The 17,889-nt window shown below is 57.4% G+C and carries 8 protein-coding genes; 4 read left to right on the top strand and 4 right to left on the bottom strand.

The window, feature by feature from the left end:
• Positions 1–161: 161 nt before the first annotated feature.
• From ABEA92_RS26060 to ABEA92_RS26050, 3 genes are all read right to left on the bottom strand, one after another.
• Positions 162–3,278, bottom strand: a complete 3,117-nt coding sequence (locus tag ABEA92_RS26060; protein WP_345687824.1) for an autotransporter family protein — start codon at positions 3,276–3,278, stop codon at positions 162–164.
• 289 nt (positions 3,279–3,567) lie between these two features.
• Positions 3,568–8,226 (bottom strand): PAS domain S-box protein, encoded by a 4,659-nt coding sequence (locus ABEA92_RS26055; RefSeq protein ID WP_345687822.1) that lies wholly within the window; start codon positions 8,224–8,226, stop codon positions 3,568–3,570.
• 578 nt (positions 8,227–8,804) lie between these two features.
• Positions 8,805–10,022, bottom strand: coding sequence for an amino acid aminotransferase (locus ABEA92_RS26050; RefSeq protein WP_345687820.1), 1,218 nt, complete (start codon positions 10,020–10,022; stop codon positions 8,805–8,807).
• Between the two features lie 112 nt (positions 10,023–10,134).
• On the opposite strand from ABEA92_RS26050, the gene ABEA92_RS26045 reads away from it, so the two are divergent.
• Positions 10,135–11,598: a GMC family oxidoreductase gene (locus ABEA92_RS26045; RefSeq protein ID WP_345687818.1), complete on the top strand. Its 1,464-nt coding sequence runs from the start codon at positions 10,135–10,137 to the stop codon at positions 11,596–11,598.
• Positions 11,599–11,756: 158 nt separating this feature from the next.
• On the opposite strand, the gene ABEA92_RS26040 is transcribed toward ABEA92_RS26045, so the two are convergent.
• Positions 11,757–13,625 carry a trypsin-like peptidase domain-containing protein gene (locus tag ABEA92_RS26040; protein ID WP_345687816.1) on the bottom strand — a complete coding sequence of 623 codons (1,869 nt, stop codon included), beginning with the start codon at positions 13,623–13,625 and terminating at the stop codon, positions 11,757–11,759.
• A gap of 347 nt (positions 13,626–13,972) precedes the next feature.
• On the opposite strand from ABEA92_RS26040, the gene guaB reads away from it, so the two are divergent.
• The 3 genes from guaB (at position 13,973) to ABEA92_RS26025 (ending at position 17,681) form a co-directional block, all read left to right on the top strand.
• Positions 13,973–15,457, top strand: coding sequence for an IMP dehydrogenase (guaB, locus tag ABEA92_RS26035; RefSeq protein WP_345687814.1), 1,485 nt, complete (start codon positions 13,973–13,975; stop codon positions 15,455–15,457).
• Complete coding sequence (locus tag ABEA92_RS26030) at positions 15,432–17,300, top strand: hypothetical protein (protein ID WP_345687812.1); 1,869 nt, start codon at positions 15,432–15,434, stop codon at positions 17,298–17,300. Before guaB ends, ABEA92_RS26030 begins: the two co-directional genes overlap by 26 nt.
• Positions 17,301–17,516: 216 nt before the next feature.
• Positions 17,517–17,681 carry a hypothetical protein gene (locus ABEA92_RS26025; RefSeq protein ID WP_345687810.1) on the top strand — a complete coding sequence of 55 codons (165 nt, stop codon included), beginning with the start codon at positions 17,517–17,519 and terminating at the stop codon, positions 17,679–17,681.
• Positions 17,682–17,889 lie beyond the last annotated feature (208 nt).

Raw genomic sequence — 17,889 nt, 5'->3', positions numbered from 1 at the left:
ACACGGTAGCGAAGCAGTCTCGGTACCTACCGGCCCATCCCCCCCTACGCTTCACCCAACGCATCGCTCCGCGACAAGAACCACCCGATTCATACCAATGGCGGTGGCATTGATCCAGTCTCCACGGCCGGTGAGAACCGGCCCTGCTCGGCGTCTTGGCTCTACCAAACGTAGCTGAGCGTTCCCGAGCCGACGTGGAAGACTTGGCGGTCGTTGAACTGCGTGTTGTAATCGGCTCGCAGTTCCCAGCGGTCACTTGGACGCGCCGCAAAGCCGCCACCGACGATTGCCCAGTCGCGGCCGAGGTCCAGCCCGTTAGCAATAAAGCCTGCACCGCCGACGCCGGCGAATTGGGCGTTGACGACCGACGTGGTGTCCAAGAACTCGTGCAGCCAGCTGCCACGGATCTCCGGTGTGATCGCCCAGCCATGACGCGATGTCCATGGCTGCCACTGCAGTCGGCTGCCCAGGTTGCTGCGAAGCGAATGCGAGTCGATTCCCGCCATCGCCAAATTCATCGCCCCCGCACCCGTCTCGGTAAATGCGTTTTGACGAGCGTAAACGTATTGCAGCCCTGCGAACGGTTGCCAAGTGTGCGAACGAGTCAATTGCAGATTCAAGCCGCGTTCGCCGTAAGCGAATCCTTGCCATCCGTCCGAGTTGCCGCTTGCGTTGCGAGTCAATCCGCCGACTTGGATCGTGCGTTCGGCGTCAAAATCGTCGAACTGCAATCCGCCCATTGCGATTCCGTAGTGACGACCTGAGGTGTGAGTCAGGTAGCTGCCAAAATTGCCTCCGTCGCTGCGGACGGTTTGGTTGATGTTATCCGCGCTGACCGACGAGCCGACGTAACCGCCGAAGAAACCAAGGCGAACGTTGTCACCGAGATCACGCTCGATGCCAAACGTGGTTCCCCCCAATCCGTAATCGATTCCTGCGGCGTTGCCATCGGATTCGGCGGATCCGCCCAGTCCGTAACCGGTCATCCAGCCACGCCAGTGATAGGCGGCATGGCAGGTCGGCGCGATTAGCACGTCACAAGGCGTTTGGGATGCGTCGACATAACTGACCAAGGCGACACCGGAACCAGATGCGGTGGATGCCGCGGGAATTGGGGACGACGCGGCACTGGCGAAGCCACCGCTGTTGGATCCACCACCGGTGAACAACCCCGAACGCAATTGGCCGCCGATCGTGCCGATCAATTGGCTGGTGCCTTGGATCGTCACTTGAGACTGGCTGCCGTAGACATCACCACCTAGTTGGCTCAGTCCACGCTGCACTTGAGGTGTGCTGAGCATGCTAAACGCATCGAGTACGACCTTGAAGTCACCACCGGCACCGCTGGAGTTTTGGTCGATGTAGGCTCCCACGGATTGACGATTGCCCGAGCCGCCCACCGAGGCAAAATCGGTGCTGCTGTCGACCAATGTAAAGAACGCCGAGTACGAATCGTAGCCCAGCTCGGCATCAAAGAAGGCGAGGTCATCGCGGATCGAATCGAACGTGCCGCTGAGTCCATGCCGTGTTTCCAGGAACAGATATGTAGCTCCTTCGGTGTAGGTCCCTGCGGCTCCTCGCACCGAGACATCGCCGCCGTTGATGGTGGCGGTGTCGGCGACGATCAAGTCGTTATCGACTCCGGCGACGGGGCTGGCCGCCGGCTTGATTTCGACCACGGTACTGCTGCCGGAATTAAATGTGGCATCGCCCCCGACGGTCAGCTTTCCGATCGAATTGCCGGCGGCAAAGGTCCCGTTGTTGACGACATTACCGTGGATGGTTCCGCTGCCACCCAGTTCAGCGTTTGCGCCGACAATGGTGTGCCCCGCGAGTGAGCCGTTGACGGCCAATCGTCCGGCGTTGATCGAAGTGGTGCCGGTGTAAGTGTTTGTGCCTGAGAGAATGAGTTCGCCGCTTCCGGTTTTCTGCAGCGATCCTGTGCCGCCGATCTCGTCGGCCAGAGTCTTTGATCCGGTGCTGACTTCGATCCCTGCAGTGACCCCGGTGTGCAGGTACATCCCCACCCCGATGGTTTGGCCGTTGGCGCCATTGCCAAGGGAACCTGTCCCCCCGGTTCCGGCGGTCAAGCTACTGCCATTGAGTGAGCTGTCAACGATCGAGAGGCTTCCGCCCTGCCGCGCAAAGATGGCACCGCCCATCGCGTCGCCGGCGTCACCGCCAGTGAAGATCTCCCCTCCATCGCCGCCGCCAAACCCGCCACTGCCCGGAGTGGCTCCTCCTCCGCCTCCGCCGAAGTCACCGCCGTTGCCGGCGTTGTCTGCGTCAACACCAGCACCGCCACCGCCAGCAAATTCACCGCCATTTCCCCCTGGCGATTCGGTGCCGCCACCTCCGCCGCCACCGTAGCTACCGCCGCTGCCGGCGGGAGCCACGCCGTATACACCGGATCCGCCGCCACCGCCATAAACACCCCCGTCTCCTCCAGTCGCATAGAAGCCACCTCCCCCACCGCCGGGATTGCCTGCGGATCCCTTGTTGTTTGCTGTGCCGCCTGCGGCGCCTCCATCGCCATCGCCACCGGTGTTGTCAGCAGTGGATTCGCCGTCACCAATTCCACCGCCACCACCCCCAGCGTTAGCGCTTGCATCGCCTCCATTGCCTGTGACACCACCGCCGCCACCACCACCTTGGTCGGCTGCACTACCTCCATTGCCATCAAATCCTCCTCCACCGCCACCACCTTGATCGCTTGAAACCCCACCGTTTCCCGCGTATCCACCACCACCGCCGCCGCCACCTGAAGCATTTGTGTTTGAATTTCCTCCGTCACCGCCTTTGGCAGCATTGCTGTCAAGCGTGACACCACGGATGACCACGTTGGCACCGGAGTTGACGAACAACGCACCGCCGGCCCCCGCGCCACCACCGCCACCGCCCATTCCAACGCCGCCGTCACCGCCGTCGGCGAGCCCTTGTTTGAGCGTCATGTTTTCGATCGTGACGTCGCCATCAGCAACAAAGAACAACCGTGCGGTGTTTTGCCCCGAGACCGTGTTGCCGGCGCCGTTGATCGTGATCGTTTGATCGGTCCCCACGATCATCGGCAGGTTCGACGCGAGTGCGATTGGATCCAAGCCATTGGCAAACGTGATCGAATGCGTGCCAGCACCGGCGGCATTCAAACTTTCAATCGCCGCTCGCAGCGATCCGGCGCCGGAGTCACTGTGATTGCTGACGCTAAAGTCAGCGGCTGTGGCAAACGGGCCACCCAAAATGGCCATCAAAAGAGCAAGACGGGCAGTTCGTTTGTTCATCACGCGAAAGTCGGCCGATCAAGGAAATTCGAGGGGCCGTTTAGCCCCCCTTCGCCGCATCCGTGCGACGAGTCCTAGAGTGATCTACAACGAATTTGCCTTGCGTCGCGTCGGAGATTGCCGCTACCGGTGATCTCAAGCACGCGACCGAGTGCCCCTCCTAACGAGATTGATCGTCGCAGAGTGAGGCACTCCGTAGAATCAATTTGACAACCATCACAAATTACCTCGTCCAGTGCGATTGGCTCATGAATTCAATAAGCCGCTCACAAATTCCGCTACGAAAGGTTTACAGCGTTGATTTGGAGGGGGGGGCCAAGCACGCTTGGACCAAGGTTTGCAACTGATCGATTTGCACCGGTTTGCTGATGTAGTCGTCCATTCCGGCATCCAGACATCGTTCGCGATCGCCGGACAGCGAGTTGGCGGTCAACGCGACAATCTGTCGCTTTCCTGCGAGCACGCCGGCTTGTTCGCGTTTTCGAATTTCACGTGTCGCAGAAAAACCATCCATTTTCGGCATTTGGCAGTCCATCAAGACGAGGTCGTAATGGTTGCCCCCGATTGCGTCGAGCACTTCCTCGCCATTGGTAACCACTTCACAGGTGCAACCGAAGTGTTTTAGCAGCTCGCTGATATAGAATTGGTTCGTCGGATTGTCTTCGGCGACCAAAATGTGTGCCGCGAATGCATCGGAGCGACGGTGAACTGGGATTGCTGCGGTCGTGGTAGCAGAGGCGGTGGGTAGGTTGCGGTTTCCTTTGACGATCTCAACGGGAATCTCAAACCAGAACGTCGACCCTTGGCCTTGCTTGCTCGTGACCCCAATCTCGCCTCCCATCAAGTGAACCAATTGCATGCAGATCGATAGCCCGAGTCCCGTGCCTCCGAATTGACGGGTGGTCGAACTGTCGATTTGCGAAAACGCTTTAAACAGTCGATCCTTGCGGTCCTCGGGGATCCCCAATCCGGTGTCGGTGACCGACATCCGAATGCGAGCGGTGTTCTCGGTGCACGAAATCTGTTCGCCCCGCAAGCTAATTCGCCCATGAGTGGTGAATTTCAGTGCGTTGCCGAGCAGATTGCCCAGGATTTGGCATAACCGGTGATCGTCACAGCGGACCACCGCATGCAGTTCGGGAGCCAAGTAGCATTCCAGTTTCAAGCCTTTCTCGGCGACCAGCAGTGCATTGGCCGCAACGATGTCTTGAGCCACCTTAGCCAAGTTGCACTCGCGTGGTTCCAATTCGAGTTTGCCTGCTTCGATCTTCGAGAGATCGAGGATGTCATTGATTAACGCCAACAACAACCGCCCGCTCTTCTGTCCCGCTTCGACAAATTGTTGTTGCCGATGGGTCAACGCAGTTGTCCGCAGCAGTTCGTTCATCCCCAAGATGCCGTTTAGCGGCGTCCGCAATTCGTGACTCATCGTCGCCAAGAAATCGCTTTTGGCTCGATTCGCTTGTTCTGCGTGAACGATGGCTTTTCGCAGTGCCGCTTCGGATTGCTTGATGGTGGTGATGTTTTCATGCGCCATCAAGATATGCACTTCGCCATTGACATCGATGCGTCGCATACGAAGCTGAAACCAACGTCGCTTGTCGGCCGCGTGGCAAGAGTACTCGAGGCACGAGGATTCTCGTGTTCCCGCTTTGATTTGACGCAGTGCTTCAGCGACATTCTTGGCGTCTTGATTTCCTGCCGCGATGGCCGCTTCGCAGACGTCAAGATAGTTTTTGCCTTCACACACGTTTCGCGGATCAGCTTGAGACTGCGTCGCAAATTCTTTCCACGCTTGATTGGTCGCGACAATGACTCCGTCTGAATTGATCACTGCGATATGGGCGGACAATGCATCCAGGGTTAGTCGATTAAACGATTCGCTATCGACGAGTGCCTGTTTCGCCCGCGTGTGTTCGACTGCCAACCGAGCTAACTCGGTGCCCCATTCGAGTCGTTCCTGTTCAATGGTATTCGGTTTTCGTGACTGATCGGTATAAACGTTCAAGGTGCCCAAAAGTTCGTTGTGGACACTCAGGATGGGCATCGACCAACACGAACGAATTCCTGCTTGTTGAGCTCGATCGGACCATGCGGGATCAAGCCAATCACCGTGGATATCATCGGCAATGACCGGAGACTTGGTTTTCGCGGCACGGCAATACGGCGTGGTATCCGCGTTGAAGCAAGAGGTTTCGATCTTGCCAAGGTACTCGCTCGGCAAATTTCTCGCCGCCCGATTGAGTAAATGGGCCTGCGTGTTGTCCGCAAGCATCAAATTGCACATCAACGCGGGGTCTTCGGCAACCACGCTCGAGACAATCTTGTCCAAACAATCATCCAGCGGCCGATCCGCCGCCAACATGCTCAACAGTTGGCTTTGGTGATTCTCTCGGAGTTCGCGAAGTTTGCGATCGGTAATGTCCGAGATCAGCCCTTCGATTGCTTCGACTTCGCCTTGGTCGTTGTAGACACCGCGAGCTTGTTCCCACACCCATTTCAGTTGGCCTGCGGGGGTGCGAACGCGATATTCATGTTCAATCGGACGATGCGATCGCAGCCCGGTGTCAAAAACTTCGACGACTTGCGGCAGATCATCCGGATGAATCAGGCTGGCGTAAATATAGTCGCCGTCGATCAATTGCTCGGGTGCAATCTCGAACAGGTCGCGACACCCTTCGCTGACAAATTCCATTGTCCAATCGGCGTCATCGCGGCAGCGGTATGCCATGCCTTGAATGTTGGTCAACAACGTTTTCAAACGGCGATTGCTTTCGATCAGCTTTTCGGTTCGCCGCTGAACGCGTGATTCAAGTTCTTCGTTCAGCCGTCGCAGGTTTTCCTCGGCGCGGTAGCGATCCAGGTTGACTGCGATCGTATTGGCCAAAATCGCAATGCTGGTTTCGAGTTCGTGGCTCAGCTTGCCAGGAAAGAAGATCTCGAGAACGCCGAGGCAACGGTCTTCGACCAGCAGCGGATGCCCGATGACGGTGGCCGTCGACCGATGCGGTGATGTGTTGTCTTGAGCCTCGCTGTGCGAATTCATCGCGACCTGTGTCACAACAGGTGTTCGTGAATCCGCAATCGATTTGACCGGATGTTCAGCGGGATGAAGTTGGGCGATCGTTTCAGAGGTGAGTCCGTTGTCCGCGGATTGGGCCTGCAAAAACAGTTTCTTTTGCCCAGGGTTTTGGGTCCAAACTCGTACTAGCGAGGCATCAAGGTGTTCGATGATCGCGCGGGCGCATGTCTGCATCGCCTCGCTTAGCGGCATCTTTTCAAGGAACGCTCCGGCAACCGACGCGGTCGCTTCGAGCCGGCGAGTGTGGTTGGCCAGTTGGGCTTGGGTTTGTTTGCTCTCGGAGATGTCGCGGCACGTTCCAATGGCATTGACCGGAGTTCCATCTTCGTCATTGAAAGCTTGCCACGATTCCTCGACCCACTTGATGCTGCCGTCGGCGAGCACGATTCGGTGTTCAACCCTGCATGTCGAATCGACGTCAAATGATTGAATCAGGGCCTCGTTGACTCGTTTGCGGTCAGCCGGATGCACCAATTTAAGAAAGTCTTCGTGCGTCGGCGAAAATGACTCTGGGGCTTTCTCGAAAATGCGATAGGTCTCGTCAGACCAAAATACCGTCATCGTTCGTAGGTCGGTTTCCCAGCTGCCGATCTTGGCTACCGCTTGAGCTTCCGAGAGTCGCTGCTTTTCTTTTTCGAGCTGTTCGATCAGACGACGCTGTTGCTCGCGGCTGTTGCGTAGGTCTTGCTCGATCTCCTCTTGCTCGGTGATGTCTTGGACCATCCCGAGCCGACGTATCGCTTGGCCCGATTCGTCCAGCACCACCTCGCCACGCTCGCGAACCTTGCGAATTTCACCTCCGGGGTAGCGAATCCGAAACTCTTGCTCGACATAGGGTTGCAAAGGATCGGCTTGCGAGAGCGAATCGAGTACGTGACTGCGATCGTCGGGGTGAACATGGGCCATCAAACCATCAAGCGAGCCATCGCATTGATCCGCTTGAATACCAAAGATCTCGAACGTATGGTCGGACCCATGGAACTTTCCGACACGCAAATCGATGTCCCAGCTGCCCATGTTGGCGATGCGTTCCGCATTGGACAGTAGGACTTGGCGTTCTTGAAGTTCGTTGGTCGCACGGATCAGCTGTGTCAAGTCACGAGAGATGCCCGATAGCCCGATCAACTCTCCCGCGTGGTTGCGTTGGGCGCGGACGTTGGTGCTGAGCGTCACCACGCTGCCATCTTTGCGGAACACGCCGCACTGGTAATCCAGCTGCTCGGTCCCGGTTTCCAGCAGCGTCATGAACGTTTGCAGCGTCTCTTCAAAACTTTCCGGTGTGATGAACTCAAGGAACGATTTGCCAAGCAATTCATGCGAGTCCCATCCGTAGATGGCTTTGGCGGATTGGTTGATGTAGGTGATCCGGCTGTCGGCGTCGATCGTCCAGATCAAATCGTGTGAAGATTCAACCAGATCGCGATAGCGTCGTTCGCTCGCTTCAACAGCAGCTTCGGAGGCCTTGCGTGCGCTGATGTCACGCCAGATGCCGAGGATCCCAAGCACATGATCGTCGTTGTCGGTAACCCGCGTGACTCGAGCGTCGATCCAAACACGAGTGCCATCTTTGCGCCAATCGAGAAAGTCACCTGTCCAATTCTCACCCGCCAAAATCGACTGAATTTGTTTCCCCATCGACTCGCGTTCGGCTGCCGGAAAACGATGCAGCAACGGTCGCCCCACCATCTCTTCTGCCGTCCATCCGAACAATCGGGTCGCACCCTCGTTCCAATAGCTAACCATCCCGGCCACGTCGGTCACAATGGCAGCGTCCTGTACACAAGAAAGCAAAAGCGAATCTTGGTAATGCAGGACAGACGCGGATGGTCTGGCCGCGGTCGATGAGGGTGCCGAGTGATCCGTCATTTCATTATTGTTTCAGGCGTCATTGCCCGGTCTGTGGCGTCGAGGTGATGTCAGCGAGAGGAATCGAGTGCATAGGGTAAGCAATCCGACTGTGCTTGATGGAGTGTCAACACAGCGAACGCGGCCATTTTTTCAACTCTTTCCCAATGCAACCGAAATCGAACGGCAGCGATGAAAGAATGGGGACAGGCTTGTAGAGTGCGTGAGGTTGAGGTATGTGGCGGATCATGTACCACCCCACAGCGGCAGAGGCTGATTGATTCAGTCCATCCTCGGTGTCCGGTGCGGTGGGGGAAGTGCGCACCATAGCAACATCACGATGCCGGTTGAAGAACAATCCACCGTGGTATCGCCCTCAATGGCTTCCATCCTTGAAGCATTTTTGCCGCGGGGTGTGTGCGACAGGCCTAGCGGCGGGGGTTCCGCGAGAACGGTGCTACTTGATCACCGTCGCAACCACAATGAATCACGCGATTTTCCGCTCAAGTGCGTGCCGCTGAATCCCCAAATGTTAACGGCCCCCGTCTGGGGGCCGCTAACGGTCTTGGCGCGCGTTTGGTTCGCAGTCGATCGGCGATTTACAGAACCGATGCAACCGATTGGCACAGCGAATCCATCTTGTCTTCGCTCATCCCAGCGACGTTGATCCGGCCGCTGCCAACGATATAGATGCCATGCTTGCTCTTGAGTTCATCAACTTGCATCGGCGTCAGCCCGCTAAAGGAGAACATCCCTTTTTGCTTGAGCAAGAACGAGAAATCGTGGCCTGAGCCGGTGTTTTTCATTGTTTCAACGAACTGTTGACGCAACGAATCGATCCGCTGACGCATCTCGTCCACTTCTTGTTGCCAAAGCTTGGTCAATTCGGCGTCTTGTAACACCGTGGCAACAATGGCTCCACCGTGACGCGGTGGGTTGCTGTAGTTGGTGCGGACGATGGTCTTCAGCTGGCTTTGGGCCGCCTTCATCGTTTCGTTATCGGCCGCAACGAGGCAAACCGATCCAACACGCTCGCTGTACAAGCCAAAATTCTTGCTGAATGAATTGCAAACGATCGCTTCGTCGACCGCGTCCAAGATCGTGTTCAATCCCACCTTGTCTTGCTCGATGCCTTCACCAAAACCTTGGTAGGCGAAATCGATCAGCGGAATTAGTTGCCGCTCGGCCACCGTTTTGGCAATCGCCTTCCAGTCCTCGGGAGTGGGGTCGACGCCCGTAGGGTTGTGGCAGCATGCATGTAGCAACACGGCGTCGCCCGGTTTGGTCTTTTCACTTAAATCGTCGAGCATCCCCGCCAAATCAAACGAGGTGCGATCGCTGCCGAGGTAGCGGTACGTTTCGCTTGGCAGTCCCGCTGCGGCAAAGATAGCCGGATGGTTGGCCCAGGTTGGGGAGGGCATCCAGATTCGTGCCGGCGAAAGTTGAGCGACGATAAAATCGGCGGCGACTCGAAGCGCTCCCGTTCCGCCGGGAGTCTGCAGGATGGCGATGCGGCCGGCATCGACGGAGTCACCAAAGACAAGCGAGCGAACTTGTTCGCGGTAATCCGGCAATCCATCAATCGACAGGTAGCCCTTGGTCGCCTCGTTCTCGATCAACCGTCGCTCGGCTTCCTTGACGCACTTTAAAATCGGCGTTTGCCCCGAGGCGTCCTTGTAGACTCCAACGCTGAGGTTCATCTTGCTAGGATTCTTGTCCGCCAAAAACGCTTCGGTCAGCCCCAAAATGGAGTCGGGCGGAGCGGTCGGAATTCCAACGAAGCGGTGCACGGCATTCGATTTTGCGGACGCATTCATAGCAGAATTGAGCATTGGATAGGGACGGAATGGAATGGTTCCCGGAAATCCTAATCAACAAACGACTTATCGCCTATTGCCAACTGCCCCAAATTTGGACACTGCTGCTTCCATGTCTTCCCCTGACATCCTGATTGTCGGTGCCGGTTCGGCGGGATGTACTCTCGCCCACCTATTGCACCATCAATACGGCTATTCGGTCACGCTGATCGAGCCGGGAGCGGCGGAGAACCCCGAAATCGTTGCCGCCACCGAAATCGATCACACTCGGCCCGCTCGCTGGTTGAAGTTGCTGGGCACTTCGAGTGATTGGAACTACGCCACCGAAGCGTCGCAGTCGCTCGCCGGCCGCTCGCTGAATTGTCCCCGAGGCCGAGGTGTGGGCGGCAGCAGCCGGATCAATGCGATGATCTGGTTTTCGCCAACCGACGACGATTTCAACATGTTTTCCACCGCCGCGGCGGATGATCGCTGGTCAACCGCGTCGCTGCGGTCCGCCTATCAAGCCGCCGAGCGATTGGTGCAGCCCGAATCGGCCCGCTGGATCAGCGAACCGGCCGAGCGGTTTTTGCAAGCGGCGACTCCGTTTGGCACTCCGGTGGCATACCGCAGGATGAACCGCAACGGACGCCGTTGGTCCCCCGCTGCTCTGATTGCAGATTCGTCCGGCGTCCAGACAATTCGGGCCAGCGTCGATCGTATCCTGTTTCGTGATGACCAAGCGGTTGGGGTCAAGTTGACAAACGGAGACGAGATTGCTGCCGGCAAACGAGTTATTTTGTCGGCCGGCAGTATCGCTAGTCCCGCGATCTTGATGCGAAGCGGCATTGGGCCTCGCGATTTGCTGCGAGACGCCGGTGCTCAAGCGTGGCTGGACGCAGCGGAGGTCGGCCAGCATTTGCAAGACCATTTGGTGATGCCCGTCGTTTTTTCGACTAGCGCTGCGGCTCGCTTTGATCTAAACGTCTCGCCGCGAGATCTCGTGCGATTTGACGCTCTCGGCCGCGGGCCGCTCGCGTCGAATATTGCCGAAGCCGGGGGCTTGTTTGCCAGCGACACGCTTCAGATTCATGTGACGCCGACACATTACCTTCGTTTTCCGCAGCCCGGTGCGCCGGCGGCAATGACGATCGCCGTCAATCCGACCAAACCGAAATCGCGTGGGCAGCTTGCGATTCGGTCGCTCGATGCAAGCGAACCGCCTCGGATTGATCTTCGTTATTTGACGGATCCCGCCGACGTCGAAACGACGATCGCGGGCGTGAAATTGGCTCGTTCGATCGCGGCGCAGTCGCCGCTACAGAATTGGATTGGGCCCGAAATGGTGCCGGGAGCGAAACGGGACAGCGACCAGACGATTGCCAAATCGATCTCGCGTTACGCCCAAACGCTGTATCATCCCGTCGGAACCTGCGGGCTCGGACGCGTCGTCGACGCGGACTTGTCGGTGATCGGCACTCGCCGGTTGTCGATCGTCGATGCTTCGGTGTTTCCCGAGATGACGGTGGGCAATCCCAATGCGATGGTGATCACGCTTGCGACGTGGTTCGCAAATCAATTGGCCGGGGCGTGCTAGGCTCTGTCTGAAAAACGTAGCGGAAGTCGTCAAGACTTTCGGCAGCATGGAATAATCCACTGGGAATTCGAAATTCTTCACGAATTCCGCTACCAAGTTTCCGCCTCTGGTGCGTTCTCAGGCAGTGTCTAGTGGCAGAGGCAAGCTAGAAAACCACCCTAGATCTTTCCGCCTTTGCAATGCGGACATATTCTGCCCCCTTTGCCGTTGCAGGTCGAGCAGCGCTCTTGAGTGACCTGTTGGGCGCGAATCGGGCGTCCGGTCAATGGGTTTACGCCTTTGACGACTGTTTCTCGCCCGGCAACCACGCCTTTGTTACAGGTTCGCACGGGGCAATCCAGGAATCCGCGGCCATCGCAGGCAACACACCAATTGTCTCGCAGGTACAACCCGCCAGAGTCACGGCTGCTGTCAGCGACCTCGCTGAACAACTGAGAGGTTGATTTCTGTTTTAGCCCCCAGCAATAAACGGCAACCGAGCTTTTTTCGACCGTGTTCAGCCGCTGTGCCGCCGTGTGACTCGACTCCACGTCAGTAAGCGAAGCGGTTTGCACGTTTTCGTAGAACCAACGACGAAATTCGCCTGAGCCAAAGAAGAAACCTTTTGCGTCGCTTCCCGAAACAGGCGTGTCGTAGGCGATCCCGACGACGCGGTTTTCAGCATCCAATACCGGGCCGCCGCGATTTCCACCCATGACGCGGGCAGACGTTTGTAGCGTCACTCCGCTGCCCGAGGAACCTAACGCCGAGACACTGCCGCGAATCGCTTGTGACTGCAGGACCTCGCCCGCTTGCGTTTGCAGCCCTCGCTGCAATGCCGCTTGACCACGTGAAAAACCAAGGATGCGTATCGGCGTTCGTTTGGTGGGATCATCCAACGCGACTTCCACCGGGGAAAGCTTTAGGTTCGGTACCCGTAGCGCCGCGATCTCGGCTCCCATTTGACCGTTCTGAGGACGTACATAGGAATAATGGGTCCACACCACGTTGCCGCTTCCAAAACCCGTGCCCACCGATGACGAAACCGCTACCGATCGCGTCGATGAGATCAGCAGATCCCGCACAAGCTCGCTGCGGCGTGCCGAAGACGCCGGGTCGACAATCACCGTGATCAGTTTGGGCCCGTGGTAGTTCGTCGTTTCCACGACGGGGCGTGCGGTCAACACGATTCCCGGAGCCACCACAAATCCAGTCCCGGTTGCAAGCAGTTGCAGATCCGGCCGCGGCGCATCGATGCCGTCGATTTTGATGTTGGCATCGGATTCCGACGGAACGTCAAAATCAAGCGTGTAATGCCACCCTGCTTCCAATTTTGTGCCGCTACCAGCGTTGTTCGATAACGCCACCGTTCTCATCAACCGTTGCCGTGTGCTTGGTGAAAACGTGATGAAGCTGTCGGTGTTGGTCGTCAACTCATGTAACAGTTCGGCGTTGGATTGAACGATCGGTGGCATTCGTTCAACCGACTCGATCGCTCGCACCATGCGTGTCGCCGCTGAATCCCCTTTGCGTCCTTTGATCAAACAGATGGCCAAATTGTTGTTCGCCGAACAAAACGTCATGCGATGCCGCGACGGATCAGCCTCCTGCTGCTTTTCGATGCGGCGGAGCGTGTCCTCTAGAAGCACCGCGGCCCGTGAATGTTCGTTGCTGCCACAGCTAAGCGTGACCGCAGCCCACAATCCGGCGTAGGGGCTCTCTTTGATTTCGTTGTGGATTTCGATCAGCAACCGGCTGACGGTTTGAGGACGCTCGGCCACCGTTCGCAGATGGTCCTTGACCAATTCGAATTGCCGTCGGTCTTGGAGGTTAAACCAGCGGATCGCGAGATACTTCTGGTCCGCCTCGCTCAATTGGGCAATGGGGATGTTTCGAACCATCTTTTGCCCCTTGATTAACAGCTCCACCGTCTCGTCATTCTGGCTAACCAGCTCTGCCTCGACGACGGTTCCAGCAGCCGATTTCCATTGGCGAATGGCCGGGGCGTTCTCGGGCGGCTGTGCGTAACCGATCGTCGCAAGTCCCAAACCCAGCAGAAAAAGTATGGTCGTCGAGCAGGAGAACGAGCGCAGGAAAGGAGATGGAGGACGGTACATCTGAAGGCTCGCTGGATCATAGTTCTGCGGAGGGGTTTTCTCGGTTTTAGTTTACTGATCCCGCAGCGTGTGGCAAGTAAGAAGTCGTGAAACCGAAAATTGATAGCGAGCTAGCGGACTTTGCCGGCGGAATCGCCGTCGCGGTAGCGATGTTTGCGAGGTTCTGAGTCAGCGATTTATCAGGCCCTACACCAAATCCGCTTGGTGCGGCATAATCAGGAGTTTTCCCCAACAGGTCGCATGCCCTGCCTGAACGCTCTAGGTAATCGGTAATAAAGATGACGGAAGACAAAATTGGCAAACTCGGCGTTACCTTCGACGACGTCCTCTTGCTGCCCCGCTACAGCGAGGTGGTGCCCAGCGAAGTGGATGTCACGAGCCGGCTGACCGACCGGATCAAGTTACAGATCCCGCTCATTTCATCGCCGATGGATACGGTTACCGAAGCCGAGATGGCGATCGCACTCGCCAAAGAAGGCGGGATGGGGATCATTCACAAAAATCTGTCGCCCCGTAGCCAGACACAACAAGTGCTGAAGGTGAAACGCTCGGCCAATGGCATCATTGTCGATCCTGTGACCTTGCCCCCCGAGGAAAGGGTCAGCCGGGCTGCGGAATTGATGGACCAGGCCAACGTCTCGGGAATCCCGATCGTTTACGCCGATCGCAAGCTTGCTGGCATTTTGACGCGACGCGACCTGCGATTCCTAGAGGACCCAAACCTCCCCGTTTCGGAAGTTATGACACATGAGAACTTAGTGACGGCTGTAGGGAATGTAACGCTTGAGGAAGCTGAGCGAATTTTAACGGCAAAAAGAGTCGAGAAACTTCTCCTGGTTGACGAAGATAGAAGACTGACGGGGTTAATAACGATTCGTGACATCGACATGATGAAGCGATATCCGCGTGCTTGCAAAGATCCGCTCGGCAGATTGCGGGTCGGAGCGGCGATCGGAGTCGGTGATTTTGATCGAGCCGAGAGTTTGATTCGACAAGGCGTTGATTTGCTAGTAGTCGATTCGGCTCACGGGCACAGTCAGAACGTGATTGAAACCGTCCGAGAAATTAAGAGTCAACGTGATTGGGACATCGATATTGTGGCCGGGAATGTGGCCACCCCTGAAGCGACTCGTGATTTGATCGAAGCGGGGGCAGATGCGGTGAAAGTCGGCATCGGCCCAGGTTCGATCTGTACGACGCGAGTCATCAGTGGTGTCGGGGTCCCTCAGATCACAGCGATTTTGGACGCAGTCAAAATCGCCGAAGAGAGAAACATACCTATCATCGCTGACGGCGGCATTCGCTTCAGCGGTGATATTACGAAGGCAATCGCGGCCGGCGCGAGCACCGTGATGATCGGAAGTCTGTTCGCAGGCCTGACCGAGAGTCCGGGCAAGATGATTCTGTACCAAGGTCGTACGTTCAAGTCGTACCGGGGGATGGGATCGATGGGCGCGATGGTCAAAGGAAGTAGCGATCGGTATCGGCAAAAAGGTGCTGAGGCGGGCAAGCTTGTCCCCGAAGGCGTCGAAGGCCGCGTGCCGTTCAAGGGTCCTCTTAGCGATTACGTCTACCAATTGGTCGGCGGATTGCGAGCGGGGATGGGATACGTCGGAACACGGACGATTGATGAGTTGCGGCACGATGCGAGATTCATTCGCGTCTCCGCAGCAACGGTTAGGGAGAACCACCCGCATGACATTGCGATCACCCAGGAAGCGCCAAATTACAGCCCTGATGTTTCATCAGGCGAAACGAACTAGTCTGGCAATCTTAATTGCCAGTGCCGGGACGCTCGCCGCTTGGGATACCACAGCGGCACTCGCCCAATCGCCCACCGGCTATGGCAATCTTCGTCCGGTTCCCAAAATGGGAACCGTCCCTTCGGCCGCTCCGGCCACCGCTCATAATCCAACGCACGACGGTTGGAATCTGAAATGGGGCCGCAAACCGCAGCCGGCTCCGCAGCCAAGCGATGCCGTGGATCGCCATTTCGCGGGCAAAGATCCGTTTGCAGACGATTTGCCAATGGCAAAGAACGTCGCGTCCGCGGCGACTGCTCCTGCCGCCGTCCCGGTTCCGCCACCTGCGGCCACGGTGGTTGCCAGTGGAGGTGTGCCGCAGCAACAAGCGGCGCATTCGCAAGCGGTTGCCACTCATGCGGTTAGCCAACAGGCGGTTGACGCTGGGGCTTCGACGATGATGGTTCGCCCGGTATCGGCCGTTCAAAGCCAACCGGCAAATCCGCTGCAGCAAGCTCAATCCGCTCCAGAACTGCGTGCGGTCAATGCCGATCCCGCAGCCGAATCGGAACCCGTCGAACGAACCACATGGTTGACCGCGCCTCAGCAAGGCGGCGGGTTTTCGTTGCCAGCTGAATCGTCGGGTCAGCTTCGTCAAGCGGCGCGGCCGAAGACGGACTTCTTTGAAAATCCGTTTGGTGAAGGGACAACCCAGGGGCGTCAAGCGGCGCCGCGTAATCCTGGATTCGCACCGCCGTCGCAAGCCAATCCTCGTTCGACCAACCAATTGCGTGATGGATCCGGTGCGATGCCTCGCTCGCGATCGCTGCCTGCACCGGGAACCAAGCCCGACCCACAATCGAAACTCGAGTTGCTGCCCAGCCCTCAAGGCGAACGCACCAGCCCACGGCAATCCAAGCCGGCGCAAGATGGTCGCTCGCTCGGCGATTTCTTGAAAGAAGAAGGCAGTATCCAACCGCTGCCAAGTCCACACGATCGTGGCGACGACAGTCCCGAGTCACCCTCGGATCAAAAGGATCGTTTCGAGAACCCCTTTGGCAATCCCGATGGCGGACGATCAGCCGCGAGCGAACGCGAACGTGATCGCTTGGATCAACGCTCCGGACGCGACGACGATGGTGTCGGCCGATTCGATGGAGTGGACGATTTGAAACAAACCGCAGGGATCTCGTGCGAAGATTTCCGTCAACGCATTGCATCGCAAACGATCGATAAGTTGTCGTTGGACATCAGCCCGCCGTTTCGGCCGGACGTGATCAGCGAAACGGAATACCAAAAACTGAAGACCAAGTTCGACGAAAGTCAGAGCGACCGCCAATGGCGAACGATCGACGGACGTCCCCTCGCCTCGGGACGCTTGGTCGACTTGGCTTACGAAAAAGCAGTGATTCAGACTGCCCATGGCACGACCGAAGAACTTTCGATCAATCGACTCAGCGAAGCCGACTTGGCCTACATCTCCGAGAATTGGGGGTTGCCCAAGGAGTGTTTGATCCAGCAGGTTGCCTACACCGAGCGTTCATGGCAGAACACCACGATGACGTGGAAGGCATCCAATTTGTGTCACAAGCCATTGTACTTTGAGGATGTTAACCTCGAACGCTACGGGCATACCCGTGGTCCACTGTGGCAACCGGTTGTTTCGTCCGCCCACTTCTTTGTCAATATCGCGGTGTTGCCTTACAAGATGGGAGTGCACGCTCCGAACGAATGCCAATACGCCCTGGGTTACTATCGCCCCGGCAACTGTGCTCCGTGGATCAAACCTCCGGTGCCGATCAGTTTACGAGGCGGTTTGACACAAGCCGCTGCGATGACCGGAGCGTTCTGGTTAATCCCGTAAGCGGGACTCCAACGCCCCGAAGCAACTGCCGATCCTTTGGCCTAGCCGGTCAGGGATCGTTCAAGACGGCAAGGGCCATTCGCCCGTTGCCGTCTACTTTGGGTAGCGGTACGGCGCGAACCGTCCGGTTGCGGCGTGAAAAAACGTTCGATCTAGACCGGGCGGCTCGCGCCGCACCGCTACAAAAGCCACCTGTTTAGTGCCAAAATCGATGGCATGGGGCGTTTTCCCCGGTTGGGTGGCGGCAAGACCGCGGCGATGGCCGAAACCGAATGGCGACGCATCTCCTGTAGCTGCCTTCGCCAGAAGGTGGTGTCTCGCATCTGCGTGGCAACCAACCACGCTTTGGCGAGCGTCGCCTATAAAACGCCAACACCGTAATTTGGTCGCCTGAAAATGCTCCACCGGGTTGGCCCAAAACGGCTAATTCAATCAGCACCCCCTCCCGCGATTCACGAAGTCAGCAACGCTTGTCATTCGTGAATGGGGGGAAGAAGCCGAGCCTGAGCGAACAATTTCGATCCCGTGTAGCTTGAGCTCGCGTATTTCAAGCCCAGGAATTTCAAGCCAGGGGACATTCGAGCCTGGG

Origin of the sequence: Novipirellula caenicola (genome assembly GCF_039545035.1) — a bacterium.
GTDB lineage: Bacteria > Planctomycetota > Planctomycetia > Pirellulales > Pirellulaceae > Novipirellula > Novipirellula caenicola.
This window is presented reverse-complemented; position numbering and strand designations above follow the sequence as displayed.

What these genes read in the sequence shown, in the direction of transcription:
- ABEA92_RS26060 (WP_345687824.1), bottom strand. Translation starts at nt 3,278, where the DNA reads ATGAACAAACGAACTGCCCGTCTTGCTCTTTTGATGGCCATTTTGGGT.
- ABEA92_RS26055 (WP_345687822.1), bottom strand. Translation starts at nt 8,226, where the DNA reads ATGACGGATCACTCGGCACCCTCATCGACCGCGGCCAGACCATCCGCG.
- ABEA92_RS26050 (WP_345687820.1), bottom strand. Translation starts at nt 10,022, where the DNA reads ATGAATGCGTCCGCAAAATCGAATGCCGTGCACCGCTTCGTTGGAATT.
- ABEA92_RS26045 (WP_345687818.1), top strand. Translation starts at nt 10,135, where the DNA reads ATGTCTTCCCCTGACATCCTGATTGTCGGTGCCGGTTCGGCGGGATGT.
- guaB (WP_345687814.1), top strand. Translation starts at nt 13,973, where the DNA reads ATGACGGAAGACAAAATTGGCAAACTCGGCGTTACCTTCGACGACGTC.
- ABEA92_RS26030 (WP_345687812.1), top strand. Translation starts at nt 15,432, where the DNA reads ATGTTTCATCAGGCGAAACGAACTAGTCTGGCAATCTTAATTGCCAGT.
- ABEA92_RS26025 (WP_345687810.1), top strand. Translation starts at nt 17,517, where the DNA reads ATGGGGCGTTTTCCCCGGTTGGGTGGCGGCAAGACCGCGGCGATGGCC.